The following is a 26,313-nucleotide window of genomic DNA, read 5'->3' on the forward strand; positions in this document are numbered from 1 at the left end:
TTCGAAGAGGGGGAGCACAGGGTGAGCGAGAGCAGCACGGGGTCCGCGACGGCCGTCGTCGAGGACCCGGCGGACCTGCCCATGGTGCGCGTCGAGGACCTGCGCCGCTCGTACGGCACGGGCGAGGCCGCGGTCCACGCCCTGCGCGGCGTCTCCTTCGACATCCCGCGCGGCGAGCTCGTCGCGCTCAAGGGCCGCTCCGGCTCCGGCAAGACGACCCTGCTCAACCTCGTGGGAGGCCTCGACAGCGCCGACGGCGGCCGGATCGTCATCGACGGCACCGACCTCTCCACGCTCGGCGAGAGCGGGCTCCTGGAGCTGCGCCGCGACCGGATCGGCTTCATCTTCCAGTCCTTCGGCCTCCTCCCGATCCTCTCCGCCGCGGAGAACGTCGGCGTCCCCCTGCGGCTGCGCAGGGCGGACCCGAAGGAGCGCGAGGAGCGGGTGGCCCTGCTGCTCGGCCTGGTGGGCCTCGCCGACCACGCGGCCCAGCGGCCCGGCGAGCTCTCCGGCGGCCAGCAGCAGCGCGTCGCCATCGCCCGCGCCCTCGCCAACCGGCCGGCCCTGCTCATCGCCGACGAGCCGACCGGCCAGCTCGACGCGGAGACCGGGCTCGCCGTCATGCAGCTGCTGCGCGCCGTGGTCCGCAGCGAGGGCTGCACGGCCCTGGTCGCCACCCACGACCCCCAGCTCCTGGGCCTGGCGGACCGGGTCCTGGAGCTGCGCGACGGCGAGATCACCGAGCACTGAGACCGGGCGCCGGGCACCGGGGGGCGCACGGGCCGGGGCCCGCATCAGGATCACGTCAATACCGCCCCGCACCGTTCTCCGCGTGCGGGACACCCGATCGGCTGGACGTATGGTCGGTCCATGGGACGCGGCAAGCTACGCATCTACCTCGGCGCTGCGCCGGGCGTCGGCAAGACCTACGCGATGCTCTCCGAGGGCCACCGCCGGGTGGAGCGCGGCACGGACTGCGTGGTCGCGTTCGTCGAGCACCACGGACGGCCGCGCACGGAGACGGTCCTGAGCGGTCTGGAGCAGGTCCCCCGCCGCACCCTGGAGCACCGGGGGGCCGCCCTCACCGAGATGGACGTCGACGCGGTCCTGGCCCGCCGCCCGGCGGTCGCCCTCGTCGACGAACTCGCCCACACGAACGCGCCCGGCTCCCGCAACCCCAAGCGGTGGCAGGACGTCGCCGAACTCCTCGCGGCCGGCATCGACGTCGTCTCCACCGTCAACATCCAGCACCTGGAGTCGCTCGGCGACGTCGTCGAGGCCATCACGGGCGTGCGCCAGCGGGAGACCGTCCCCGACGAGGTGGTGCGCCGGGCGGACCAGATCGAACTGGTCGACATGAGCCCCGAGGCGCTGCGGCGCCGGATGGCCCACGGCAACGTCTACACCTCCGACAAGGTCGACGCGGCCCTCTCCAACTACTTCCGCCCCGGCAACCTCACCGCCCTGCGCGAACTGGCGCTGCTCTGGACCGCCGACCGGGTCGACGAGTACCTCCGCAAGTACCGGGGCGAGCACAACATCCGCTCCACCTGGCAGGCCAGGGAGCGCATCGTCGTCGGCCTGACCGGCGGACCCGAGGGCCGCACCCTCATACGCCGCGCCACCCGCCTCGCCGAGAAGGGCGCCGGCGGCGAGGTCCTCGCCGTCTACATCGCCCGCAGCGACGGGCTCACCGCGGCCTCCCCGAAGGAGCTGGCCGTCCAGCGGACCCTCGTCGAGGACCTGGGAGGCACGTTCCACCACGTCATCGGCGACGACATACCGACCGCGCTCCTGGAGTTCGCCCGCGGGGTCAACGCCACCCAGATCGTCCTCGGCTCCAGCCGCCGCCGGTCCTGGCAGTACGTCTTCGGCCCCGGCGTCGGCCAGACCGTCGCCCGCGACTCCGGGCCCGACCTGGACGTCCACATCGTCACCCACGGCGAGGTCGCCAAAGGACGCGGCCTGCCGGTCGCGCGCGGCGCCCGCCTCGGCCGCTCCCGGATCCTCGCCGCCTGGACGATCGGCGTCGCCGGACCCGCCTGCCTCGCCCTGCTCCTCACCCATGTCGACGCCGACCTCGGGCTCGCCAACGACATGCTGCTCTTCCTCGCCCTGACGGTGGCCGCCGCGCTGCTCGGCGGCTTCCTGCCGGCGCTCGCCTCGGCCGCCGCCGGCTCGCTCCTCCTCAACTGGTTCTTCACCCCGCCCGTCCACCGGCTCACCATCGCCGACCCCAAGAACATCGTCGCCCTCGCCGTCTTCCTCGGCGTCGCCATGTCGGTCGCCTCCGTGGTCGACCTGGCCGCCCGCCGCACCCACCAGGCCGCCCGGCTGCGCGCCGAGTCCGAGGTGCTCTCGTACCTCGCGGGCAGCGTGCTGCGCGGCGAGACCAGCCTCGACGCCCTCCTCGAACGGGTCCGCGAGACCTTCTCCATGGAGTCGGTCGCCCTCCTGGAGCGCGAGGACGAGGTCGAACCCTGGACGTCCGCCGCGAGCGTCGGCCCCCACCCGGCGGCCCGGCCGGAGGAGGCGGACGTCGACATGCCGGTCGGGGACCGCCTGGCGCTCGCCCTGTCCGGCCGGGTGCTGCCCGCCGAGGACCGGCGGGTCCTCGGCGCCTTCGCCGCCCAGGCCGCCGTCGTCCTCGACCGGCAGCGGCTCGTCGGCGAGGCGGAGGAGGCGCGGAAGCTGGCCGAGGGCAACAAGATCCGCACCTCCCTGCTCGCCGCCGTCAGCCACGACCTGCGGACCCCGCTCGCGAGCATCAAGGCCTCCGTCTCCTCCCTCCGCTCCGACGACGTCGAATGGTCCGAACAGGACCGGGCCGAGCTCCTGGAGGGCATCGAGGCCGGGGCCGACCGCCTCGACCACCTCGTCGGCAACCTCCTCGACATGTCCCGGCTCCGGACCGGCACCGTCGCCCCCCTCATGCGGGTCGTCGACCTCGACGAGGTCGTCCCCATGGCCCTCGGGGGAGTGCCGGACGGCAGCGCCGAGCTCGACATACCCGAGACGCTCCCCATGGTCGAGGTGGACAAGGGCCTCCTGGAGCGGGCCGTCGCCAACATCGTGGAGAACGCCGTGAAGTACAGCCCCGGGGGCGTGCCCGTCGCCGTCGCCGCCAGCGCCCTGGGCGACCGGGTCGAACTGCGGGTCGTGGACCGCGGCCCCGGCGTCCCCGACGAGGCCAAGGACGGCATCTTCGAACCCTTCCAGCGCTTCGGCGACGCCCCGCGCGGCTCCGGCGTCGGCCTCGGCCTGGCGGTGGCCCGCGGCTTCGTCGAGGCGATGGGCGGGACCCTCGGCGCCGAGGACACCCCGGGCGGCGGCCTCACCATGGTCCTCACCCTGCGGGCCGCGCGGGGCGGACCCCCGGCACCGTCCGCCGACCTCCCGGCCCACGCGGTGACCTGAACCGCGCCCCCGGCCCCTCCCCGCAGTCCCCTCCGCCCGTACGGCGGCCGAAAGGAAGGCATTCCCCCATGACCCGGGTCCTCGTGGTCGACGACGAGCCCCAGATCGTCCGCGCCCTGGTGATCAACCTCAAGGCACGGAAGTACGAGGTCGACTCCGCCCCCGACGGCGCCACCGCCCTCCGGCTCGCCGCCGACCGGCACCCCGACGTCGTCGTCCTCGACCTCGGCCTGCCCGACATGGACGGCGTCGAGGTCATCAAGGGCCTGCGCGGCTGGACGCGGGTGCCGATCCTGGTCCTCTCGGCCCGGCAGACCTCCGACGAGAAGGTCGAGGCCCTCGACGCGGGCGCCGACGACTACGTCACCAAGCCCTTCGGCATGGACGAGCTGCTCGCCCGGCTGCGCGCCGCCGTGCGCCGCAACGAGCCGGTCGGCGTCCCCGAGGGCGGGGCCGCCCTGGTCGAGACCGAGGACTTCACCGTCGACCTGGCGGCGAAGAAGGTCCACCGCGACGGCCGGGACGTGCGGCTCACCCCCACCGAATGGCACCTCCTCGAAGTCCTCGTCCGCAACGTCGGCCGCCTGGTGGGCCAGAAGCAGCTCCTCCAGGAGGTCTGGGGACCCTCGTACGGCACGGAGACCAACTACCTCCGGGTGTACATGGCGCAGCTCCGCCGCAAGCTGGAGCGCGACCCGTCCCACCCGCGCCACTTCGTCACCGAACCGGGCATGGGGTACCGCTTCGAACGGTGAACGGAGAGGCGCCCCGGGACGGCCTCCCCGCCCGGACCCGGGACCGTCGCCTCCCCGGGCCGGGGGCCCGTTCCCCTCGCCCCCGGGCCCGGCTCCCGTGACGGCGGCGGCCGGTACGCTTTCTCCATGAGTGCTGCACCGCGTACAGAGAAGCCGGCCGGCAGGTTCCGCCGGATGCTCGACCGGCTCTCCTCCTCTCCCGAGGACCTGGAGTCCGAGGAGCTCCAGGAGGACGCCGAGGCGTCGGGGTGCACGCGTATCTCCGAGTGCTCCGACCGCCAGATAGTCAAGGTGACTGGTACCTTGCGCACGGTCACGCTGCGCCCCCGGGCCGGTGTGCCCGCCCTGGAGGCCGAGCTCTTCGACGGCACGGCGCCGCTCGACGTCGTCTGGCTCGGCCGCCGCTCCATCGTCGGCATCGAGCCGGGCCGCAAGCTGATCGCCTCCGGCCGGATCTCCATGAGCCACGGCCGGCGGGTCCTCTTCAACCCCAAATACGAGCTCCGACCGCTCGGACAGGAGTAGCCGGTGACGTCCCTCGACAAGCCGACCAGCCCGGACCAGGACGAACGCGCCTCGAAGGAGGTCACCGAGGCCGCGCTGTTCGAGGCCTTCGGCGGTCTGCGGGGCATGGTCGAGACGGTCGTGCCGGGCCTGCTGTTCGTCACGATCTTCACGATCAACAAGAACCTGCAGATCTCCGCGATCGCGGCGCTCGCCGTCTCCCTCGTCCTCGTCGCCGTCCGGCTGATCCGCCGCGACACCGTCAAGCACGCCTTCAGCGGCGTCTTCGGCGTCGCCTTCGGCGTGGTCTTCGCGATGATGACGGGCAACGCCAAGGACTTCTACCTGCCGGGCATGCTCTACACGCTCGGCCTCGCCCTGGCGTACATCGTCACCGCCATCGCCGGAGTGCCCCTGATCGGCCTGATCCTCGGCCCGGTCTTCAAGGAGAACCTCTCCTGGCGCACCCGCAACCCGGGCCGCAAGAAGGCGTACACGAAGGCGAGCTGGGCCTGGGGCCTGATCCTGCTCGGCAAGTGCGCGGTCCTCTTCCCGCTGTACTGGTGGGCCGACCCGACCCGGTTCGGCTGGGTCTCGGTCGCCCTGAAGATCCCGCCGTTCCTGCTCGCGGTCTACCTCACCTGGGTGTTCCTCGCGAAGGCCCCGCCGCCGATCGACGTCTTCGCCGAGATGGAGGCCGAGGAGCGCGCGGAGAAGGCCCGCGAGGAGGCCGCCGCGGCCGAGGGCAGGCCGGAGGCCTGAGACCCGGCCGTACGACCGGGGGCCCGCGACCCGGTCCTACGACGACCGGGGCCCGGGACCCGCTCGTACCGCCCGGGACCCGCTCGTACCGCCGGGGACCCGAGATCCGGCCGTACGACGACCGGGGCTCGTGCCACCGGGGGCCTCGGGCCCGCCCGTACGCGAGTACGGGCGCGAGGCCCCGGGCACGTACGCGAAAGGGGGCCCGGACCTGACGAACAGGTCCGGGCCCCTTCCGTGCGACAACCTGCCGTCAGGGCGTCTCGCGGCGCACCTGGAGCAGGTCCTCCAGCTGCTCCTCGCGGGCCTGCGCGGCCACGAACAGCAGCTCGTCACCTGCCTCCAGGGTCTCCTCGGGGCTCGGCGTGAGCACCCGCGAACCACGGATGATCGTCACGAGCGAGGTGTCCTGCGGCCAGTCCACGTCCCCCACCGTGGTGCCGGCGACGGCCGACTCCGGCGGGAGCGTCAGCTCGACCAGGTTCGCGTCGCCGTGGCTGAAGCGCAGCAGCCGGACCAGGTCGCCGACGCTCACCGCCTCCTCCACCAGGGCCGACATCAGGCGCGGCGTCGAGACGGCCACGTCCACGCCCCAGGCCTCGTTGAACAGCCACTCGTTCTTCGGGTTGTTCACCCGGGCGACCACCCGCGGCACGCCGTACTCGGTCTTGGCGAGCAGCGAGACGACCAGGTTCACCTTGTCGTCGCCGGTCGCCGCGATCACCACGTTGCAGCGCTGGAGCGCCGCCTCGTCGAGCGAGGTGATCTCGCAGGCGTCGGCGAGCAGCCACTCCGCCTGCGGCACCCGCTCCACCGAGATGGCGGTCGGTGCCTTGTCGACGAGGAGGACCTCGTGCCCGTTCTCCAGGAGCTCGCCCGCGATGGAACGGCCCACCGCGCCCGCGCCCGCAATGGCGACACGCATCAGTGACCACCCTCCTCGGGGCCCTCGGCGAAGGCCTCCTCGACCTTCGCGATCTCGTCCGTACGCATCATCACGTGCACCAGGTCGCCCTCCTGGAGCACCGTCTGCGACGAGGGGATGACGGCCTCGCCGAGCCGGGTCAGGAACGCGACGCGCACCCCCGTCTCGTCCTGGAGCCGGCTGATCTTGTGACCGATCCAGGCCGGCGAGGTGTGCACCTCGGCGAGCTGCACCCCGCCGCTCGGGTCCGTCCACAGCGGCTCGGCGCCCGAGGGCAGCAGCCGCCGCAGCATCTGGTCGGCGGTCCAGCGGACCGTCGCGACCGTCGGGATGCCCAGGCGCTGGTAGACCTCGGCACGGCGCGGGTCGTAGATCCGCGCCGCCACGTTCTCGATGCCGAACATCTCGCGCGCGACCCGCGCCGCGATGATGTTCGAGTTGTCGCCGCTGCTCACCGCGGCGAAGGCCCCGGCGTCCTCGATCCCGGCCTCGCGCAGCGTGTCCTGGTCGAACCCCACGCCCGTGACGCGACGACCGCCGAAACCCGACCCCAGGCGGCGGAAGGCCGTCGGGTCCTGGTCCACGACCGCGACCGTGTGCCCCTGCTGTTCGAGGGTCTGCGCGAGAGCGGCTCCCACTCGCCCGCAGCCCATGATGACGATGTGCACGTCCCCTTACCCCGCACTCCTGATCGCCTTGCTGACCTGCGAAAACACCCTGCTCACAACTTTCCTCGCCCGATCCGCCCGGGCCGCGGCGGGCGACGCCCTGCCGGGTCGCCCGCTCCGAGCTTAAGCGGCAACGCCTACGGGGACCGCATCCGAGGGGACAGCGGAAAGATTCCGTATGGATCCGTGAGGACAAGGGGGTCGCGGTGAACTTGGCTCTTTTCGAACGCTTACGATCCTCTCCGTGTCCAAACTGACCGACGTGCCCAAACGGATCCTGATCGGGCGGGCCCTACGCAGCGACAAGCTCGGAGAAACGCTCCTCTCGAAGCGGATCGCCCTCCCCGTCTTCGCCTCCGACCCGCTCTCCTCGGTGGCGTACGCGCCCGGCGAGGTCCTCCTCGTCCTCTCCGTAGCCGGTCTGTCGGCCTACCACTTCAGCCCCTGGATCGCGCTCGCGGTCGTCGTCCTGATGTTCACGGTCGTCGCCTCCTACCGGCAGAACGTGCACGCGTACCCGAGCGGCGGCGGCGACTACGAGGTCGCCAACACCAACCTCGGGCCGAAGGCCGGGCTCACGGTGGCGAGCGCCCTGCTCGTCGACTACGTCCTGACCGTCGCCGTCTCCATCTCCTCGGGCATCGAGAACCTGGGCTCGGCGGTCCCCTTCGTCGTCGAGCACAAGGTCGCCTCGGCGATCGCCGTCATCCTGCTGCTCACCCTGATGAACCTGCGCGGCGTGAAGGAGTCCGGCACCCTCTTCGCCATCCCGACGTACGTCTTCGTCGCCGGCGTCTTCCTGATGATCGCGTGGGGCGCGTACCGGGGCATCGTCCTCGGCGACACCATGAAGGCCCCCACCGCCGACTTCGAGATCAAGCCCGAGCACCAGGGCCTGGCCGGATTCGCCCTGGTCTTCCTGCTGCTGCGGGCCTTCTCCTCCGGCTGTGCGGCCCTCACCGGCGTCGAGGCCATCTCCAACGGCGTCCCCGCCTTCCGCAAGCCCAAGTCGAAGAACGCCGCCACCACGCTCGCCCTCATGGGCGGCCTGGCCGTCACCATGTTCTGCGGCATCATCTTCCTGGCCATGGCCACCGACGTCCGGATGGCCGAGAACCCCGCCCGGGACCTGATCGTCAACGGCGTCCCGGTGGGCGCGGACTACGTCCAGCACCCGGTCATCTCGCAGGTCGCGGCCGCCGTCTTCGGCGACGGGACGTTCCTCTTCGTCGTCCTCGCCGCCGCCACCGCGCTCGTCCTCTTCCTGGCCGCGAACACCGCGTACAACGGCTTCCCGCTCCTCGGCTCGATCCTCGCCCAGGACCGCTACCTGCCGCGCCAGCTCCACACCCGCGGCGACCGGCTCACCTTCTCCAACGGCATCGTGCTCCTCGCCGGCGCCGCCGCCCTCCTCGTCTGGGTCTACGGAGCCGACTCGACCCGGCTGATCCAGCTCTACATCGTCGGCGTCTTCGTCTCCTTCACCCTCAGCCAGACCGGCATGGTCCGGCACTGGAACCGGCACCTGAGGAGCGAGCGGGACCCCGCCAAGCGCCGCCACATGATCCGCTCCCGCGCGATCAACGCCTTCGGCGCCTTCTTCACCGGCCTCGTCCTGGTCGTCGTCCTCGCCACCAAGTTCACCCACGGCGCCTGGGTCGCCCTGCTCGGCATGGTGATCTTCTACGGGACGATGACCGCGATCCGCCGGCACTACGACTCGGTGGCCGCGGAGATCGCCGCCGCCGAGGAGCGCCCCGACGAGTACGTGCGCCCCTCCCGGGTCCGCTCCCTCGTCCTCGTCTCCAAGCTCCACAAGCCCACCCTGCGCGCCCTGGCCTACGCCAAGCTCATGCACGCGGGCGAGCTGGAGGCGCTGACCGTCAACGTCGACCCGGCCGAGACGAAGGCGCTCAGGGAGGAGTGGGAGCGGCGCGGCATCAACGTACCGCTCAAGATCCTCGACTCGCCGTACCGGGAGATCACCCGCCCGGTGATCGAGTACGTCAAGAACCTGCGCCGCGAGAGCCCGCGCGACGCCGTCTCCGTCTACATCCCCGAGTACGTCGTCGGCCACTGGTACGAGCACCTGCTGCACAACCAGAGCGCCCTGCGCCTCAAGGGCCGGCTCCTCTTCACCCCGGGCGTGATGGTGACCTCGGTCCCGTACCAGCTCCGCTCCTCCGAGGCCGCGCGGAAGCGGGCCAGGAAGCGCCAGGAGTGGAACCCGCCGGGCGCGGTCCGCCGGGGCCCGGTGGAGAAGGGCCACAAGGAGACGGCGGGAAAGAGCACCTAGCCGGCCCGGGGAGAACGTCCGGACCGGCCGGGGAGAGCGCCCGGACCGGCCGGAAAGAACAACCGGAAAAGAACAACTAGACTGGTGGGCTGCCGTCCGAACGGCAGCCCACGCGTCTCTTCCCCCCTCTCGTCTGGAGCGCCCCCGCCATGCAGAACACCCCTGTCTCGTCGCTGGTCGGGGAGGAGTACGAGGTCGAGATCGGTCCGGTCGCCCACGGAGGCCACTGCATCGCCCGTACGGAGGCCGGCCGGGTCCTCTTCGTCCGCCACGCCCTGCCCGGGGAGCGGGTCCTCGCCCGCGTCACCGAGGGCGAGGAGACCTCCCGCTTCCTGCGCGCCGACGCGGTCGAGATCCTCGACCCGTCCAAGGACCGGGTCGAGGCGCCCTGCCCCTTCGCGGGCCCCGGCAAGTGCGGCGGCTGCGACTGGCAGCACGCCAAGCCCGGCGCGCAGCGCCGCCTCAAGGGCGAGGTGATCGCGGAGCAGCTCCTGCGCCTGGCCGGGCTCACCCCGGAGGAGGCCGGCTGGGACGGCACGGTCATGCCGGCCGAGGGCGACAAGCTGCCCGCGGGCGAGGTCCCGCAGTGGCGCACCCGCGTCCAGTACGCGATCGACGCCGAGGGCCGCGCCGGCCTGCGCAAGCACCGCTCCCACGACGTGGAGGCGGTCGACCACTGCATGATCGCCGCGCAGGGCGTCTCGGAGCTGGGCGTCGAGAAGCGGACCTGGGAGGGCATGGCGTCGGTCGAGGCGATCGCGGCCTCGGGCTCGAACGACCGCCAGGTCATCCTGACCCCGCGCCCGGGAGCCCGCCTCCCCCTGGTCGAGCTCGACAAGCCGGTCTCGGTCATGCGGGTCGACGAGAAGGACGGCGGGGTCCACCGCGTCCACGGCCGCGCCTTCGTCCGCGAGCGGGCCGACGAGCGCACCCACCGGGTGGGCAGCGGCGGCTTCTGGCAGGTCCACCCGAAGGCCGCCGACACCCTGATGAAGGCGGTCATGCAGGGCCTCCTGCCGCGCAAGGGCGACACCGCCCTCGACCTCTACTGCGGCGTCGGCCTCTTCGCGGGCGCCCTCGCCGACCGCGTCGGCGACCGCGGCGCGGTCCTCGGCATCGAGTCCGGCAAGCGCGCGGTGGAGGACGCCCGCCACAACCTGGCCGACTTCCCGCGCGTCCGCATCGAACAGGGCAAGGTCGAATCGGTCCTCCCGCGCACGGGCATCACCGAGGTCGACCTCATCGTCCTCGACCCCCCGCGCGCCGGCGCCGGCAAGCAGACGGTCCACCACCTGACCGGCCTCGGCGCCCGCCGCATCGCCTACGTCGCCTGCGACCCGGCGGCCCTGGCGCGGGACCTGGGGTACTTCGGGGAGCGGGGGTACCGGGTGCGGACGCTGAGGGCGTTCGATCTGTTTCCGATGACCCACCATGTGGAGTGCGTGGCGATTCTGGAGCCGGTCCGGCAAGGGTCCTGATCCGCGGTTTCTTGGCCTTCACTCCTTGCTCGACCTGTTTCCAGCCAAGCGAGGAGTGGAGCGGTCCGGAGACTGCTGAAAGCTGCTTGACCTGCGGATTCAGCAGGAAACGCCCTCGCCCTTCGCTGACAACAGCTATGCAGTCTTCGGATGCTGACGCTCGAATGACGCTCTGAAACCCCGTCACATCGGCCCGGCCATGTCTGCTGTGTAGAGCCATGACGAAGTCGCCCAGACCGATGATGTGCAGGCGGTTGCGTACTACGTTCAGCGCCGCGGCCTTCTCGCTGATGGAGAGCACTCTGCGGCCCGGTGACACCATCTTGAGGTCCTGGTGTGCCAGAAGTTCAGCAGCCGGTTGCGCTCGCCCATGTCCAGCAGGGACTTCGCCATTCCTTGAGGACGGCCTGCAGGCGGTCGAGGCTGGGATCGCCGCCACGGGTGGATGATATGCGGAAATGGGCGGGCATACGGTGAGTAACTCCCCAGCTGGGCGCGCAGGGCGATGTCGCGGCGACCCCGGAGGTATTCGCATATCAGTTCACATCGCCCGATGAGTGGTCGGCGATCAGCACTGAGGGATTCGGTATGGAAACGGACTGGCCCTGAAGGGGCGTGCGCGCTTCGTCGAAGTCCGTCAGTCGTGCGGCAACGGTGGCCATCGCGAGTCGGTGAGGTAGCGCTGCTGAGAACTTCAGGCTGTGTACCGGGTCGGACTTTGGACGGGATCATTGATCGACGGAAGTGTGGCGGCGAGCGTCGCGTTAGCCCGGTAGCCGGCCCACGTCCACCAAAGAACGTCCGTCCCCAGTCGAGTGATCAGAGAGCCGTCGGAATGGGCGATGTGAGGCGCATCCTCCTCACGCCACTCGGTCAGGCACGTCTGGGCCCGGCGAGTGAGAGAAACCAGGAGTCTGCTCTGAGCAGTACGTCGCGCATTGAGCGGGTCAGAGCGTGCGAGAGACCGGCGAGTGACCCGCCCGTCCATTTCGCGACGCCGCCGCCATCAGTTGGCTCGATGAAGGCCCGCTTGCGCCCCCAGTCGATGAACGTCACCTGCCAACTGCGCCCGCCGAGCAGCAATCGACGAGGTCCCGGCCGTTCCTCCGTCAACACGGAAGGGTCCGTCTGCCCGATTTCGTTACGGCCGGACAGCACCGTGAACTGCGGGGGTGCGGTGAACGAAGCAGCCAACTCGGTGAAGTAACGCCGGCCGAATCGGCGCTCCGCCTCGGGACCGACGAAGAGCATGCTGCCGTCCCCATCGAGAAACCCCTCGTTCACCAGGTGGCGAAGGATGGGGGAAGCGGATCTGTCGAAGGGAGCCAGTCCGTTTCACATGCCTTGCCACACTGGTCGCCGATGCGGTGCTGCTGAAGCGTGGCGGCGAGCAACTGCTGCGCCACGAGGTGTCGGGGCTCCGGAGGGGGTGTGACCGGTTCGACCCAGCCGCGCCCCCAGAGGAGCAGCAGGGCGGCGGCTTGCAGCAGGGTGTCCTCGTCTCACGGGAGTCGATAGCGGTGATCCGCCGGCGCTCGTCGCGCGGGGCTGGTTCAGCACCGCGACCAGCTTGGTGATCGTGTAGACGCCGTTCTCGCCGTGGGCGGGAAGCCGTACGCGCAGGTCGTCGGCCGTGAAGCTCGGCGACCCAGACGCGCTTGCCGTTCTGGCCGAGCAGCCCCGCCAGCTCCTTGGCCTTCTTGTTGACCAAGTGCAGGGGGTTGCCGTGAGTGACGCGGCGACCGTTGGGCGTGGTCTGGACCCAGGTGCCGTTCTCGCTGGTCAGGAAGCCGTGCCAGTTCTTGAGCTCGATCATGCAGACGCCGCCGGGGGCGACGACGAGGGGATTGATCTCGCAGACGTGTCCGGTGTTCCCGGTGAAGGTGAAGTTCGACCAGGCCCGCCAGGGATCCGCGTCGGGCAGCTTCTCGCGGATGGACTCCAAACCGCGGTGTTCGTACTCGGACTCGGCGACCGTGGTCCACCGGCCTCCCCGCATGTGCGGCCCCAGCTTCGTCGCTTCCCGCTGAGAGCTGACCGGCTCGGCCATCCGGCGTAGGGAGGAAGCCCTCGGGAGATCCTAACGGCGGGCAGCGACACCCGGGGCAGTGCGACGAAGCGGGCAGGGAGCTGCCGGGCGGTGGCCGCGTGCGATCCGGCCACCATGGCCGTGGTTCCGGCCGCGGGCCGGGGCGGTGCCACGCCGCAGCCGATGCCTTCTTTAAGATCACCGAACAGATTGCGGCCCGACGGGCTTCCCCGCGAGGACATGCCCCCACCCGCACGAGCTACTCGTGCCCTGGGGGAACCACATCGTGTCCATGCTCCTGCTGAAGCTTTCGGCGCAGGATCTGCTCACCCTGCATGCTCGCCGCCACATGGTGCCGCACCTCGCTGCGCGCTGGCGGTACTTCCGCGGCTCGGACGCCTCACTCACGGAGCGCTCGGCCTGGGCGGAGAGTCTGATCAGTCTTGCGAACGATCTGGTCGCTGCCGACCGCGGGAACGTGGAGATGGTCGTCGAGTGCGCCGCCACCATGGACGAGTCCGACCGGCCGCAACCCCGGCTCATCGATGTCGTGCTGGTCGGCCGGCATCCGCACGAGCACCGGCCCTCCGTGCAGATCGTCGAATTGAAGCGCTGGTCAACGGTGACCAGGATCGAACAGGCAACCGCGGACTGGGTCCACGTGTCGGGCATGGGGGCGAAGAAGCATCCCGCGCTGCAGTTGCGTGAGTACTACGAGGCGTTCACGAGCGACAGGGGCCCTTTCAGGAACACCGAATTCGAGTGCGGGGGATTCGCCTACCTGCACAACGCCACGGACGAATCGGTGCGTCCGCTGATCGGGGTGGATGCGCCCACGGGCGCGTACGCACGCGTGTACACGGCTGATCGGCGGGCCCAGTTCCTTGATGACATCAGGGCGAGCTTCGACGCCGAGGGCGGCGCGGCCGAGGCCGTGACGATGTTGGAGACCATGGGGCTGCGCAACACACCGCTGCTCGATGCGATGAACTGGTCCCGAGGCGATGACACCGTCTTCGTCCTCCGCGGGCGCCAGAAGGTGGTCGCGGACCAGATTCTCGAAGCGGCGGCCAAGGTACTGCCCGACCCGGAGCATCCCGCTCTGATCCCCGACGAGAGGCGTGTGATCTTCCTGGTCACAGGTGGTGCCGGCACCGGCAAGAGCGCCATCGGCCTGCAGGTCAAGGCGCAGCTCGAGGCGCAGGGGCGCACCGTGAAGTACGCCAGCGGGAGCAGGGCCTTCAACGCGGCCATCCAGGAGCACGTCGGATACGGGGACAAGCAGTTCAGGGAGACGTTCACCTACTTCAGCAACTTCGTGGACACCTCGGTGCCCCCGGTGGACGTGCTGATCTGCGACGAGGCGCATCGACTGAGGGATCGCTCGACGAACCGGTTCTGGACGCCGGAGCAGCGGGAGATCTGGGGGAGGGGACCGCAGGTGGACGAGCTCCTCGATGCGTCACGCCTGACGGTGTTCTTCCTGGACGAAGGCCAGTCCGTGCGTCCGAAGGAAGTCGGAACCGTCGCGTTGATCAGGGATGCGGCCGTGCGCCGCGGTGCTGACCTGCTCGAATACGGACTGCGCGAGCAGTACCGCTGTGGTGGCAGTGGCTCGTACATCAGCTGGGTGCGTGAAGTCCTGGGCGTGACGGACAAGAAGCCGGAGCCCTGGAGGCCGGACGGGCTGATGCACATCGAGGTGGCGGAGACCCCGGAGGAGCTCGAACGGATCATCCTGACGGAAGCCGGGGCCGGCGCGTCCGCGCGCATGGTGGCGGGGTACTGCTGGCCCTGGACGGAGCCCGCGGGCGAGGAGAAGCGCCTGGAGGCCGATGTCCGTATCGGGGGCTGGCACCGGCCGTGGAACGCGAAGAGCGAGAGCTATTGCGCGGGCGGGGTGCCGCCGTCGGACATCTGGTCCGTCCACCCCAAGGGCCTCGGCCAGATCGGCTGCGTCTACACGGCGCAGGGCCTGGAATGGGACTGGTGCGGGGTGATCATGGGCGATGACATGGTGCGCCGTGGCGATCAGTGGGTGTTCCAGCGCGGAAAGGAGCGGAAGGAAGGCCCGGATTCGGACATCAAGCGTGTCGATGTGCCGGGTTCGCTGGATCCGAAGGTCAGCGCGTCGAGTGTGGCCGACGACGACTTCGCGCGGCTGGTCCGACAGGCATACCACGTGCTGTTGACCCGGGCGAGCCGTGCGACCGTGCTGTACTCCACGGACGAGGAAACCCGCAGGTATCTGAAGAAGCTTGTGGGCCAGGTGGAGATCCATGGGCTTCGACCCACCTGGTTCAACCTTCCGAAGGAAGCTCGCACACCGCATCTGCCGCGCGCCAACGGGAGAGGCAAGCACAAGCGGAGGAAGTCGTCAGGCCCTGATCTCCGGCTGTTCTGACAGCGGATCGGGCTGTGGGGTGGCGGGCTCTCCGGGCCCGCCACGTACCTGCTCAGAAGAACAGGTCTGCCACCGCGGTCAGTGCCGTCACCAGAATACTGGAGACGGCTCCGGCAGCGATGTCGATCAGGATTCCGCGAATCCGCTCACGACGCGCAGGCTTGCACTCGACGGGGTTCATACGGCCACTCCAGGCTGTGAGTTCGGAATGGCAGGGGGCGCCCTACCGGGCAGCCACGCTCGCGCCGTGTGTCGCCACACGACGGGCACAACCATTCGTTACCGAAAGCCTGTTCGGCCTCTTGCATGAACCGCAGCCTCGTACCCTCCGGGAAGGTGCGCAGCGGGATCATGCTATCCGCTGACCATGGCCGTGGCTCAGGGAATAAGCGAACGGAGCTTCTCGCGGGTTTCAGGGTCCGTCGAGTAGACGACCGTTCCGATCATGCCGCGGGTCAGGAGCACCTTGTACGTGTTGCGGATCAGGCGGTCGATGTCCTCGTCAGGCGTCGCCTTCGTGAAGGAGGGGTCCTTCGAGGCGGTGCGGTCGACCACCCAGCGGTCTGTCCGCCAGACCAGATCCGGACCCATGATCACGCCCGACCAGTCGTACTCGAAGCCCTGGGCGGTGTAGACACAGCCGACCTGGCCAAAGCCCGCGGGATCGGTGGCCCAGAGCGGAGCTGGCGGTGCGCCCAGCAGGGATCGGTCCCCGTACAGGTTCCACGGTTTCGACCAGTCGCCGATGACCACGTCCGCGGGCAGCGTCGTCATCGCCGGAGTGATCTTGGTGGTCCACTTCCAGCAGTAGCCGGCGGAAAGCCGGGCGCCGTACCCCTGGGCACGCTTGTCGCCGAGGAAGTCCTCCAGTTCCTGAGGGCTGTCCACCGTCAGCAGCTGCACCTTGCCGTCGGGCTCCCACGCGATCGGTCCTTCACTCTCCAGGCCCAGGAGACTGGTCACCCAAAGCAAGTAAGCGTCGCTGCCTCCGCACCGGAACTGGCTGTCCAGCTCCACCAGTGTGAAGTCCACCTCCTGCTCTGCCGCGGCCCGCCTGATCTGCTCGACGGTGCCCATCTCGCCGGGTCGCACCACCTGGTGCTGGTCGAGGAGGAACACCGGGACCCGGGCCGCGTCGATCAGCTCCGCCACCTGTGGGCGTCCGGTGCGCAAGGCGGCCTTGGTGTAGCGGTTGGCGGAGGTCCGGCGGAGCCGGTGTGCCTCGTCGCACACGAGCACGTCGATGTCGTTGGGCTCGGCCTCCATGAAGCTGTTGAAGTAGCGGAACAGGCGCTGGACCTCGGGCTTGCGGGCGCCCGCGACCTTGCGCATGGTCTTCGTGAACGACTGCGAGCCGGTGGCGTGGAGGGCAGACACACCGCGCCGGTACAGGTCACCGAGCACGGACAGGGCGATCACGCTCTTGCCGGACCCGGGCCCGCCGGTCACAACGACCACCTGCTTGCGGTTGGAGCGGTGGGCCTTGCGGACTGCGGCCATCACCGTCTCGTAGGCGAGCCGCTGCTCGTCCAGCAGCACGAACTGTTCCCGGTCGCGGACCTCGTCGGCTGCCACGGCCATCAGCTGCCTGGACGGTCGAACCCTGCCCTGCAGGAGGTCGTCGGCGGCGGCAGCGCCCGGCTTGGCGGCCAGCCTCGAGCGCAGGTAGTCGAGGAACGCACCGCGCTGATCAGCGGTGTACATGCGACCGCGGTGGTCCTCTTCGACCTCGCGCAGCCCGGCGACCCTGGCCTCGGCTGCATTGTGCAGGAAGGCCACTCCCGTGATGGAGCCGGGGTTCTGTTCGAGAGCCCCGTTGAACGAGACGAGGTAGTCGCAGTAGCCCCGTACCTGCTCGATGGGGTTCAGTACCGGCTCGCGGTAGGAGGGCACGCTGCACCGCAGCGGATCGTCGTCCACTGGTTGGGCTTCGGTCCACTGTTTGAGTTCCACGACGACGTACGACGGCTCGCCGGAAACCGGATGCACCCCGGCCAGTATCACGTCCGCGCGCTTGCTCGTCAGCGGCAGCCCGTACTCCAGCAGCATCTCGACTTCACCGAGACCCGCCTCGACCAGGACGTGGGTGAGCGCAGGGATGCTCCGCTCCCAGGAGCGAACCTCCGCAGCGTGCGGCTTGTGGCCGTGCCTGTGGAGGAAGTTCTCGCTCAGCAGCTCCGCCAGCCGCCCCTCGAGGCGAGTGCGGTTGGCCAAGGACGCCGCGGACTCACGGAACAGCAAGAAATCGCCCCCAGGCAGCACGGAGTAGCTCGTGCGGGTGGGGGCATGTCCTTCGATTCCACGTGAAGTGGGGCGGAAGCCCGGCGGGCCGCTGAGATTGTCCTTGTCATCTTATGACAGCGCGTGATCAAGCTGCGGCAGTCTTTGGGGGTTCTCGCGCAGGGCTGCCGCGGCGCGCTCGCGCGCCTGCGTCTCCCGTTGCCTTCAGGGCGTCCGTGCATTCGGGCAGGGAAATGTACGTGGCGTGGCTCAGGTCGCTCGGGAATTGATCCACCAGCCAGTCGGCGGTCTGCGCCGGGGCGGGGTGGGCTACCAGGCATGCTTCGAGATGGGCTGCGTCCAGCCCGGCCGCCACATCGCCGGTGATCCGGTCCGAGCCGTCGATCTTCCCGTACGCCCGGGCGAGCGCTTGATCGCGGACCCTGCCAGCCCCGACGGCTTCCGCCGCCCTCCCGGTCTCCGCCAGCATGCGCAGTGCGGATGCCGCCTCTGCGGCCTGGCGAACGGTCACTGTTGGCTCTTCGTCCGGCAGTAGGTTCAGCTGCTGGTGAGGGCCACGGCCGGCCACGGAGAAGCGGCGGTGACTCGTGACGCTCGTATGACGCTCAGGGCCCGGACGAGGTTGTCCGGGGAGTTGGTAAACCGCCCCTGACCAGCAGATCTTCTTGGGTCGACCCCTGTGACGGGTAAACGATGACCCGTCATGTCGAGTGCGTCGCGATCCTTGAGCCCGCTGAAAAAGGGCCGCTGATCTGGCGTTTCTCCGAGTGTGCGTGATGGGCGTTACGTGCGTTAGGCGCGATATCTCGACGCGTATTCGACGCACGTGACGCACGTTTGACGCACGGACGGCGCGGATTCTGATGGGTCGTCACGCGGGCTTGGCGACCACCGAGTGGAGCCCTCAGCTGTCTGGTGTTAGACGCCTTGAGGTGGCTGGGGCTCGGGTTGCTGAGCTGTTGGCGGCCTTTGCCCCATCCGCTTCTCGGTAGTGACGTTCCGTGAGGCTAGGTAGGGGTCGAGCCTATGCTGAGTCAGGGGCCGTATGGGCTCCAGTGCCCGAGAAAGGGCCTGAGATCGTCGGTTCGCGGTGCGGGAATGTCGGGCAGCCGGGGCGGTGTGTTCAGCGGGTCGAGGCGCTCCACGCGTGCTGCCGCCCAGTCGATCCACGTTTCGGCTTCTCTCCTGGCCTGACCTGGGGGCATGGCCTCGACCCGGGTGCGTACGGCGCTCACGCACTCCGTCAGTCGGATGGCATGGCGCCATGCCGTTTCCTGTGCTTCGAAGTGCCTGACGCGGTACGCCTCGGCGTACCGGACGCGTGCTTCTTCCATGGCGGCTTCCCAGCGGATGCGCTTCTGGCGGGCCGCTTCGATCTCGTCGAGACGTTTGCGTTCGGTGGCTTCGCCGCGGAGGGTGATCTCCTGCGCGATCTCGGCTAGCTGGTCTTCGAGGGAGCGTGCGGGGGTGTCGGACCATTCGCTCGCCCGGTGTGGCTGGCCGCTGTTGAGGACGAAGCGGAGGCGTTCGGACGGGGTGTGGTCGAAGCGGGGGATCCTGATCCAGGAGTTCTTCTTGGCCTCGGCGAATTCCTTCTCGGTGGCGACGTGCTCGGTCCGGTCCTGCTCCTAGAGGACGGGGAACTCCACGGTCTGGTCCTGTGCGGTGATGGTGAAGTGGGGAGACGCCCTGCGGCGGCGATGGGCCGGGGGAGCGGATCCGGTCTGCCCTGCCGCACTGGAGTGTCCTGCGTTCTCGGTCGCGGTGATCAGCGCCTGGACAAGCCTGAGGGCGCGACCTTGGACCGGCTTGGCCAGGCCCAGCGGCTGGGGTTCGCTCTGCATGGCCCGCATCACGCTGTGCGGCCGCGTGAGCCGCGAGGGGACAGGGACGGATTTAAGGGCCGCGAGATGCCAGGCGGGGATGTCGACGAGCTTGATCTCGTACCCGCCACGGCACCAACCCCCGTACAAATCCTTCGTCTTCGGGATCCTTCCGGATCTGCGCGCCGCAGCGACGCGAGAGGGCCGCTTCCCCGGCTCCGGGCCGCTGCCGCTCTTCACGATCCGGCCGCCCGCCTCCGCGAGTTCTTGCAGCAGCTGTTCCGAGAACGCGGCTGTGGGAAAGGGCGCGGCTTTTTCGCCTGGCGGCCGGGATTTTCTGCGCTTGGGTGGGCGGGGGTCGCGGGGGAGGGGGCTGCCCGAGTCTTCCGCGGGCGAGACTTGCGGAGAGGGTAGGTGCCGTGCGTCAGGTAATTCCGGCCGGCGCTCGTCAGGGTGACGCTCCACTGGCCACCCTTTCTGGAGACCGTGACCAGCCCCCGATTCTGCAGTGCCTGGCACGTGGTTTTACATGAGTTCGTCTTCCACACGCCAGCAGGGCAACCAGCGCTCACCCATTGCAGCGCCGAAAGCTGCCGCTCATTGACCTGCCGTTCCAATGACCCACCTTCGGCTCAAGTCGGCCCGCAACGGCGGCATGCTGCCAGGTCCGTTGGGTTGCGGCTGGCGATTCGAAACGATTCGCTCGAATGACCGAGATCCTAGGATTGCCCTTGAGCGTGGGAGTGGATGTCTGGGCGGGCGGGATCTCACCACCGCGCGACAGCACGAGATCCTCGAAGTCCTCGTCGATGTGGTGATCGAAGGCTGGGCTGACACCGTGGGTGCGTGCGGACGGCCTCGGCCGGCTCTCGCAGGTCCACAGCGAGCTCGCCGCGACGCAGGGAAGCGGAACGGACGGGCCCCGCGTGGTGATCGCTGCTGGTGGGCCTGGCTCGGTACCCGGCCGGCCCCAGGATGTGGGGCCGGCCGCGGAGTGCTGGGGATACCCGCGCACCTGCCACCTGGTCGGAGCCCGCGCCGTAGGGGTTGGCCGGTGCGAGCCTCCTGCCGGGGATCACCCGGACACCACGACGATGACAGGGCGACGGTCCCCGGGCGACAGGCCGGGCATCATCACGCACAGGTCGAGCGTGTTTCACTCGACCTGCAAGGAGCAAGGGAGCTTTCGGCGCGCGACTCGTGCGTGGCGCGCATGATTCGGGGAGTTGGCCGTGGACGCGATCGACCTCCACATACTGAACATCCTCCGCAAGGACGGGCGAGCGCCCGTGTCGGAGATCGCGCGTGCTGTGGGACTCTCGGCGGCTCCGTGCGCCCGCCGCATCGAGCGCATGGAGAGGGAGGGTGTGATCCGCGGCTACACCGCGGTCATCGAGGACAGCCGGGCGGGCATGCTTCAGGCGTTCATCGAGATCCGCCTGCTCGGCGCGACCGACAGTGACGAGATCCAGGGCATCGCCCAGAGCATCCCGGAGATCGAGGAGAGCCACAGCATCGCCGGCACCTCCGACGCCCTGCTCAGGCTCCGGGTCCGGGACGTGAAGCATCTTCAGCAGGTGATCAACGCCGTACGCCGGACCGGCAAGGTGGAGGGCACCAAGACCTTCATCATCATGAACACCTGGACCCGCCCGACCGAGCGAGCCGGCACCCCGTAACCCCGGGACGACGTCGTACTGGCGCCCGGAGGCCGTCCGTCTGCCCGATCGGTGGTGCGGGCCCGACGTCGTCGCCCGGTACACGACTGAACCCGGCTGCTGCCGGAGCCGTCCGGGCGGGTCACTCGTGTGCCGGTGTGACGGTGTGCGCGAGTTGGACGCGAGAGTGCAGGCCGAGTTTCCGGTAGACGCGGGTGAGGGTCGCTTCGACCGTCTTGACGCTGACGGTGAGGGTGGTGGCGATGTCGCGGTTGCTCACTCCGGCGGCGGCGAGTTCGGCGCAGCGTCGTTCGGCGGAGGTGAGGCGGGGGTGGGCGTTGTCGTCCGTGGGAACTGCTTCCAATCGGCTGAGGGTGTGCGCGGCGGTTTCGGCCCACGGGTGTGCCTGGTGGGCGGTGAAGAGGTCGGCGGCGCTTTGCGCGGCGGTGCGGGCACTGGCGCGGCGGCGCCCGCGCCGTTCGGTGTGGCTGAGCGCCAGCAGGGTCCTGCCGCGTTCGAGGGGGAGGTGGCGGAGGCGGTCGGCCGCTTCGGTGAGGCGCCGGGCCGCGGTGTCGTAGTCGCCGCGGGCGGCGTCCAGGAGCGCCTGGGCGCGTTCGAGCGGGGGGAGGACCGTGTGCCTGCCGAGGTCGGTCGCGGTGCGGCGGGTGTCGTCCAGGAGGCTCTGTGCCCGGTCGAGGCGCCCGAGGGCGATGAGGGTCTCGGCGAGTTCGGGGTGCCAGCGCAGGACGGAGGGGTCGTGGACCTGTTGGAGCTCCTCCAGTGCGCGGACCTCCTCCAGGGCCTCCAGAGCCTCTTTGGGGCGGCCGGTGGCCAGGAGGAGGTGGCCGAGGGCGAAGAGGTTGCGGGAGAGGAAGACCTTGTTGTCCTCCTGCCGGGCGGTGGCGGCTCCCCGGCGTGCGTGGACGAGGGCGAGGTCGGTGCGCCCGGCGGTGCCCTCGACGAGGGCGGAGGTGTAGCACGCCGGTGAGGGTGACAGGGCGGTCCCGTCGGTCAGCGCCTGGGCGCGGCGGGCGTGGTCGAGTGCTCTGGTGCACCGTCCGGCGCGGAGTTCGGCTTCGGCGAGGCTGCGCAGGATGTCCACGGTCGCCTCGGCGTCTCCCGTCCGCTCGGCTTCGACGAGCAGGGGGAGCAGCGCGGCGCGGGCCTCTTCGGGGTGGTCGTCGAAGAGGGCGTGCCGGGCGGCGAGGTGCTGAGGTGTGCCGTTGACCGGCATGGAGGCGGTGCGTGGCAGGGACAGGGCACGGCTGAGCGTGGTCCCGGCGCCGGGGTGGCCGAGGACGCGTTGAAGACGGGCCTGCATCGTGAGGGCCATGGCGGCGGTGGTGGTGTCGCCGGCGGTCTCGGCGAGGGCGGTGGCCCGGTCGGCCAGGGAGCACGCCCGATGGGGGTCGCCCTCGTTGACGTTGGCCCAGATGGACTGGCGGATGAGGATCCGCGCGGTGAGGTCGGATCGTCCGGCCGCCGCGTGGAGCGCGGCGGCGAACAGTTCGTCCGCGCTGTGCAGGTGCTGGCCGCTGGCGTCGATCAGGGCGACGAGGGCGTCGACGCGCTGGGCCGGAGTGGTGTCGTGGCCCACGATGAGGCGGGCGGCGGCCCGGCCGCGGGGGAGGTCGCCGTAGTGGGCGGCGTCGCGTACGGCGGTCAGGGCCCGTTCGGCGAGCAGGTCGCTGTCGTCGTGCGGGGTGCGCTGGGCGGCGAGGAGGGAAAGCTCGGCCGCGAGCGCGTGGTCGCCGCGCAGCCGGGCGCGTGCGGCGGCGCGGGCGGCGTGGCGGGCCGACCGCGGGTCGGCGGCGTCGGCCGCCAGCACGGCGTGCCGGTCGCGGCGGACGCTGTCGTGGCTGGCCTCGGCCAGGCGGGCGTGCAGGAGCCTGCGTGCGTGGCCCGGCAGCCGGGCCGCGATTTCGGTGCCGATCGCGGAGGCGGTGAACCGCACCGTCCGGTCGGGCTGTTCGAGGTCGACGAGTCCGGCCGCCTCGGCCTCGGCCAGGAGGCTTTCGGCCGCAGGGCCGGCGAGACGACTCAGCAGGTCGAGGTCGGGCCGGTCGTCGAGTGCGGCGAACGTCAGCAGTTCCCGGACCTCCTCCGGCACCGTGCCCAGCCATTCGTCCAGCAACTGGCGGCCAGGGGGAGGAAGGAGTGGATCGTCCTCGGAGGCCGGCACGGCGGCGGTGCTGCTTCGGGCCTGGGCGAGCGCCAGGGCCAGTGCGGGATTTCCTCCGCTGTGGGTGTGGATGCGCGTGACCTCACGGGGGGCGAGCCGGTACGGGGACAGGAGGGCCGCGACCTGAGGGGCCGTGAGGGGCGGAATGCGGACCGCGTGGGCGTCCTCCCCGCACCAGTGGCCCGCAGGCCCCGGGCGCCAGGTGCGCTCGGCCGCGATGACGGGGAGGTCCGGGGTCATTCGCAGTGCCCAGCCCAGGACGGCCGCGCTGGCCGGGTCCAGCCACTGGGCGTTGTCCACCACCAGCGTCACGGGTGGTGCCTCCCGCAGCAGCGCGGCGGTCTGCCGGCGCAGCCGCAAGGCCGCACCGGCGTCGTCCGGGGAGCCCGGCCGGTCGGCGGCCTCGTCGAGTTCCGCCGTCAGCTCCCGGGCGGGAGGAAGCGCCTGGAGCGCCAGCGCGAGTTCGAGCAACCCGGTGTACGGGATCCCGTTGTCCTGTGGGCCCGGGGCCAGCCGCACGACGGGAAGGCCCAGCCGTCGCCCCAGAGCCCCGGCCGCGGTGGTCTTGCCGCTTCCGGGCGGCCCGAACAGGACGACCCGGCGGGTGCCGTCCACGACTTCCGGCACCACCGGCAGCACGGGACCGGCCTCGTGGGACGCGCGCATCCACATCTCGGAGTCTGGCATCGGGCCATGGTGCGCCCGCCGGCCCTCGCCGTCCAGGTCAAGGGATTGCCCCGATGTCGGCCGGGCCCCGCGTCCCTAGCCTCATGGCCACAGCCGAGCCAACCGCTGCCGAACGCCCCCCGCACCCCAGATGACGTTCTGCGGCACATCCCCGACAAGGCCCGGCGGAAGGATTGCGATGAACCGCAAGAACGCCCTGGCAGCCGGTGTCGCGGCAGCCCTCGCCCTCGGCTCCGTGACCATGGTGGCCACCCAGTCCACCGCGGCTCCCCGGCCCACCGCGGCCGCCGGTACCTCCGCCGGCCAACCCGGTGCAGGGTTCAGGGCCATGACGGGCGACGCGCGCGACGAGGCGATACGCACGGCCGCCCGGAACGCGGCCGCCACCGCCCGCGAGCTCGGCCTGGGCCCCGACGAGCGCCTGGTGGTCAAGGACGTGCTGATCGACGTCGACGGCACCCGGCACGTGCGCTACGACCGCACCTACAGAGGCCTGCCGGTGATCGGCGGCGACCTGGTGGTCCACCTCGCCGGGGACGGCACGATCACCGGCTCGGACCTGGCGCACCAGGGCGCGATCAGGATCGCCGGCACCACTCCGAAACTGACGGCCGCCGACGCCTCCGCCAAGGCCGTGAAGCACGCCAGGCACGTGAAGAAGGCGAAGGCCGGCAGCAAGGACAGCGCCCTGGTGGTGTACGCGGTCGGCAAGATTCCCGTCCTCGCCTACCGCTCGACCGTCACCGGCGAGGGCGAGACCGGTCCGACCTCGCGGGAGGCGGTGATCGTCGACGCGACCAGCGGCGCGCCGCTGGACCAGTACGAGCTGCACCAGAGCGTCACGGGCACCGGCAACGGCGTCACCGTCGGCCAGGTCTCCATCGAGACCACCCAGACCGGTAGCGGCTACACCCTGACCGATGCCGCGCACGGCGGGACGATCGTCTACGACGCGTACAACAGCCCGCAGTCGAACCCGAGGCAGAACGCCCGGGCCTTCTCCAAGGCCACCAACTCCTGGGGCAACGGCACCAGCTCCAGCCGCGAGAGCGCCGCCGTGGACGCCTCCTACGGCCTGGCCAAGACCTGGGACTACTACAAGAACTCCTTCAACCGCTCCGGCATCCGCAACAACGGCAGCGGCGCCCCCGCCTACGTCCACGTGGACACCGGCCTGTTGAACGCCTTCTACGACGACGACTGCTTCTGCATGTTCTTCGGCGACGGCTCCTCGCAGAACGGCAACACCCCGGTCACCACGCTCGACGTGGCCGCCCACGAGATGAGCCACGGCGTCACCGCCGCCACCGCCGACCTCACCTACTCCGGCGAGTCCGGCGGCCTCAACGAGGCCACCAGCGACATCTTCGGCACCATGGTCGAGTTCTCCGCCGGCAACACCGGCGACCCGGGCGACTACTACATCGGCGAGAAGCTCAACATGTCCGGCGGCTACATGCGCCGCATGGACAACCCCGCCGCCGACGGCAACTCGCTGTCCTGCTGGACCTCCAGCGCCGGCTCGGTGGACGTCCACTACTCCTCCGGCATCGGCAACCACTTCTTCTACCTGGCCGCCGAAGGCACCGGCACGAAGACCATCGGCGGACGCTCGCACACCGGCACCACCTGCAACAACGACACCTTCAGCGGCATCGGCAAGGACAAGGCGGCCGCGGTCTGGTACCGGGCGCTGTCCACCTACATGACCTCCACCACCAACTACGCCGGGGCCCGCACCGCCACCCTGCAGGCCGCCGCCGACCTGTACGGCATCAACTCCCAGGAGCGCTACCTCGTCTCCAAGGCATGGGCGGCCGTCAGCGTCGGCACCGCCCTGCCCGACCCCGGCACCGGCACCCCCACCCCCACCCCGACCGACCCGACTCCTTCGCCGACCACGCCCCCCAGCGGGAACGCACTGGCCAACGGCAGCTTCGAGCAGGGCACCGGCGGCTGGACCCAGAGCGACAGCATCATCACCAACTCGTCCCTGCAGGCCGCCCGTGACGGGTCCTGGTACGCCTGGATGATGGGCTACGGCGCCGACGCCGTCGAATCCCTCTCCCAGTCGAACGTCGCGGTGCCCTCCACCGGCACCCCGAAGCTCACCTTCTGGCTGAAGGTCTCCACCCAGGAGTCCGGCTCCACCGCCTACGACACCCTCAAGGTCAAGGTCAACGGCACCACACTGGCCACCTACTCCAACGCCCACGCCGGCTCCGGATACGTCCAGAAGACCGTCGACCTGTCCGCCCACAAGGGCCAGACGGTGAAGCTGGAGTTCGCCGGCACCGAGGACACCTACCTGTCGACCATCTTCCTGCTCGACCAGATCGCCATCGGCTGACCGGTCCCGCGCACCACCCGTGCTCCTGTCGGCCGGAGCCCCGCTCGGGTGCTCCGGCCGCAGAAGCCACCGCATGCGCGGGGGCGGCCCGGTTCCCGCTCCGCGGGATTCCCGGTGTGTTCAACCGCCCGACC

The 26,313-nt window shown here is 70.4% G+C and carries 18 protein-coding genes and 2 pseudogenes; 11 read left to right on the top strand and 9 right to left on the bottom strand.

The genetic code is table 11. From position 1 onward, the window contains the following. Positions 1–21 precede the first annotated feature (21 nt). The 5 genes from ACIQKA_RS18620 (at position 22) to ACIQKA_RS18640 (ending at position 5,438) form a co-directional block, all read left to right on the top strand. Positions 22–750, top strand: a complete 729-nt coding sequence (locus ACIQKA_RS18620; protein WP_383151607.1) for an ABC transporter ATP-binding protein — start codon at positions 22–24, stop codon at positions 748–750. A gap of 120 nt (positions 751–870) precedes the next feature. Continuing rightward, the gene (locus ACIQKA_RS18625; RefSeq protein WP_383151606.1) at positions 871–3,417 is read left to right on the top strand and encodes a DUF4118 domain-containing protein; all 2,547 of its coding nucleotides are present in this window, start codon (positions 871–873) and stop codon (positions 3,415–3,417) included. Between the two features lie 68 nt (positions 3,418–3,485). Beyond that, a complete protein-coding gene (locus tag ACIQKA_RS18630; protein WP_383151605.1) occupies positions 3,486–4,172 on the top strand; it encodes a response regulator in 687 nt (228 codons plus the stop codon). A gap of 126 nt (positions 4,173–4,298) precedes the next feature. Beyond that, on the top strand, positions 4,299–4,697 hold the full coding sequence (locus ACIQKA_RS18635; protein ID WP_185893250.1) for an OB-fold nucleic acid binding domain-containing protein: 399 nt from the start codon (positions 4,299–4,301) through the stop codon (positions 4,695–4,697). A gap of 3 nt (positions 4,698–4,700) precedes the next feature. Continuing rightward, the gene (locus tag ACIQKA_RS18640) at positions 4,701–5,438 is read left to right on the top strand and encodes a DUF3159 domain-containing protein (protein WP_366378252.1); all 738 of its coding nucleotides are present in this window, start codon (positions 4,701–4,703) and stop codon (positions 5,436–5,438) included. 253 nt (positions 5,439–5,691) lie between these two features. Here ACIQKA_RS18640 and ACIQKA_RS18645 read toward each other — a convergent pair whose 3' ends face one another. Together ACIQKA_RS18645 and ACIQKA_RS18650 are read right to left on the bottom strand one after the other, a co-directional pair. Continuing rightward, complete coding sequence (locus ACIQKA_RS18645; RefSeq protein WP_366378251.1) at positions 5,692–6,363, bottom strand: TrkA family potassium uptake protein; 672 nt, start codon at positions 6,361–6,363, stop codon at positions 5,692–5,694. Then, the gene (locus ACIQKA_RS18650) at positions 6,363–7,031 is read right to left on the bottom strand and encodes a TrkA family potassium uptake protein (RefSeq protein ID WP_030211255.1); all 669 of its coding nucleotides are present in this window, start codon (positions 7,029–7,031) and stop codon (positions 6,363–6,365) included. The genes ACIQKA_RS18645 and ACIQKA_RS18650 overlap by 1 nt, the downstream gene beginning before the upstream one ends. Positions 7,032–7,275: 244 nt before the next feature. Here ACIQKA_RS18650 and ACIQKA_RS18655 point away from each other — a divergent pair, with 244 nt between their 5' ends. Together ACIQKA_RS18655 and ACIQKA_RS18660 are read left to right on the top strand one after the other, a co-directional pair. Beyond that, a complete protein-coding gene (locus ACIQKA_RS18655; protein WP_383151604.1) occupies positions 7,276–9,327 on the top strand; it encodes an APC family permease in 2,052 nt (683 codons plus the stop codon). Between the two features lie 149 nt (positions 9,328–9,476). Next, positions 9,477–10,805, top strand: a complete 1,329-nt coding sequence (locus ACIQKA_RS18660) for a class I SAM-dependent RNA methyltransferase (protein WP_402541567.1) — start codon at positions 9,477–9,479, stop codon at positions 10,803–10,805. A 536-nt stretch (positions 10,806–11,341) separates the two neighbouring features. On the opposite strand, the pseudogene ACIQKA_RS18665 reads toward ACIQKA_RS18660, so the two are convergent. Together ACIQKA_RS18665 and ACIQKA_RS18670 are read right to left on the bottom strand one after the other, a co-directional pair. Next, positions 11,342–12,304: pseudogene (locus tag ACIQKA_RS18665) on the bottom strand (ATP-dependent helicase); the annotation flags it as partial. Between the two features lie 2 nt (positions 12,305–12,306). After that, a pseudogene (locus ACIQKA_RS18670) lies at positions 12,307–12,804 on the bottom strand (NERD domain-containing protein); the annotation flags it as partial. 322 nt (positions 12,805–13,126) lie between these two features. Here ACIQKA_RS18670 and ACIQKA_RS18675 point away from each other — a divergent pair. Then, positions 13,127–15,238 carry a DUF2075 domain-containing protein gene (locus ACIQKA_RS18675; protein WP_402541645.1) on the top strand — a complete coding sequence of 704 codons (2,112 nt, stop codon included), beginning with the start codon at positions 13,127–13,129 and terminating at the stop codon, positions 15,236–15,238. A gap of 52 nt (positions 15,239–15,290) precedes the next feature. Here ACIQKA_RS18675 and ACIQKA_RS18680 read toward each other — a convergent pair whose 3' ends face one another. The 3 genes from ACIQKA_RS18680 to ACIQKA_RS18690 form a co-directional block, all read right to left on the bottom strand. Further along, positions 15,291–15,419 carry a DUF6408 family protein gene (locus tag ACIQKA_RS18680; RefSeq protein ID WP_402541569.1) on the bottom strand — a complete coding sequence of 43 codons (129 nt, stop codon included), beginning with the start codon at positions 15,417–15,419 and terminating at the stop codon, positions 15,291–15,293. 197 nt (positions 15,420–15,616) lie between these two features. Further along, positions 15,617–17,479, bottom strand: a complete 1,863-nt coding sequence (locus tag ACIQKA_RS18685; RefSeq protein ID WP_402541571.1) for a DNA/RNA helicase domain-containing protein — start codon at positions 17,477–17,479, stop codon at positions 15,617–15,619. A 127-nt stretch (positions 17,480–17,606) separates the two neighbouring features. Beyond that, a complete protein-coding gene (locus ACIQKA_RS18690) occupies positions 17,607–17,990 on the bottom strand; it encodes a hypothetical protein (RefSeq protein WP_402541573.1) in 384 nt (127 codons plus the stop codon). Positions 17,991–18,765: 775 nt separating this feature from the next. On the opposite strand from ACIQKA_RS18690, the gene ACIQKA_RS18695 reads away from it, so the two are divergent. Beyond that, the gene (locus ACIQKA_RS18695; RefSeq protein ID WP_402541575.1) at positions 18,766–18,921 is read left to right on the top strand and encodes a hypothetical protein; all 156 of its coding nucleotides are present in this window, start codon (positions 18,766–18,768) and stop codon (positions 18,919–18,921) included. A gap of 186 nt (positions 18,922–19,107) precedes the next feature. On the opposite strand, the gene ACIQKA_RS18700 is transcribed toward ACIQKA_RS18695, so the two are convergent. Continuing rightward, positions 19,108–19,323: a hypothetical protein gene (locus ACIQKA_RS18700; RefSeq protein WP_402541577.1), complete on the bottom strand. Its 216-nt coding sequence runs from the start codon at positions 19,321–19,323 to the stop codon at positions 19,108–19,110. Positions 19,324–20,534: 1,211 nt separating this feature from the next. Between ACIQKA_RS18700 and ACIQKA_RS18705 the strand changes: the two genes are divergently transcribed. After that, positions 20,535–20,981: an Lrp/AsnC family transcriptional regulator gene (locus tag ACIQKA_RS18705; RefSeq protein ID WP_402541579.1), complete on the top strand. Its 447-nt coding sequence runs from the start codon at positions 20,535–20,537 to the stop codon at positions 20,979–20,981. Positions 20,982–21,102: 121 nt separating this feature from the next. Here ACIQKA_RS18705 and ACIQKA_RS18710 read toward each other — a convergent pair whose 3' ends face one another. Then, on the bottom strand, positions 21,103–23,829 hold the full coding sequence (locus ACIQKA_RS18710; RefSeq protein ID WP_402541581.1) for an AAA family ATPase: 2,727 nt from the start codon (positions 23,827–23,829) through the stop codon (positions 21,103–21,105). A 178-nt stretch (positions 23,830–24,007) separates the two neighbouring features. Here ACIQKA_RS18710 and ACIQKA_RS18715 point away from each other — a divergent pair, with 178 nt between their 5' ends. Beyond that, a complete protein-coding gene (locus ACIQKA_RS18715) occupies positions 24,008–26,179 on the top strand; it encodes a M4 family metallopeptidase (protein WP_402541583.1) in 2,172 nt (723 codons plus the stop codon). The last annotated feature ends 134 nt before the right edge of the window (positions 26,180–26,313 follow it).

The sequence above is a fragment of the Streptomyces sp. NPDC092045 genome (assembly GCF_044756005.1).
Taxonomy (GTDB): domain Bacteria; phylum Actinomycetota; class Actinomycetes; order Streptomycetales; family Streptomycetaceae; genus Streptomyces.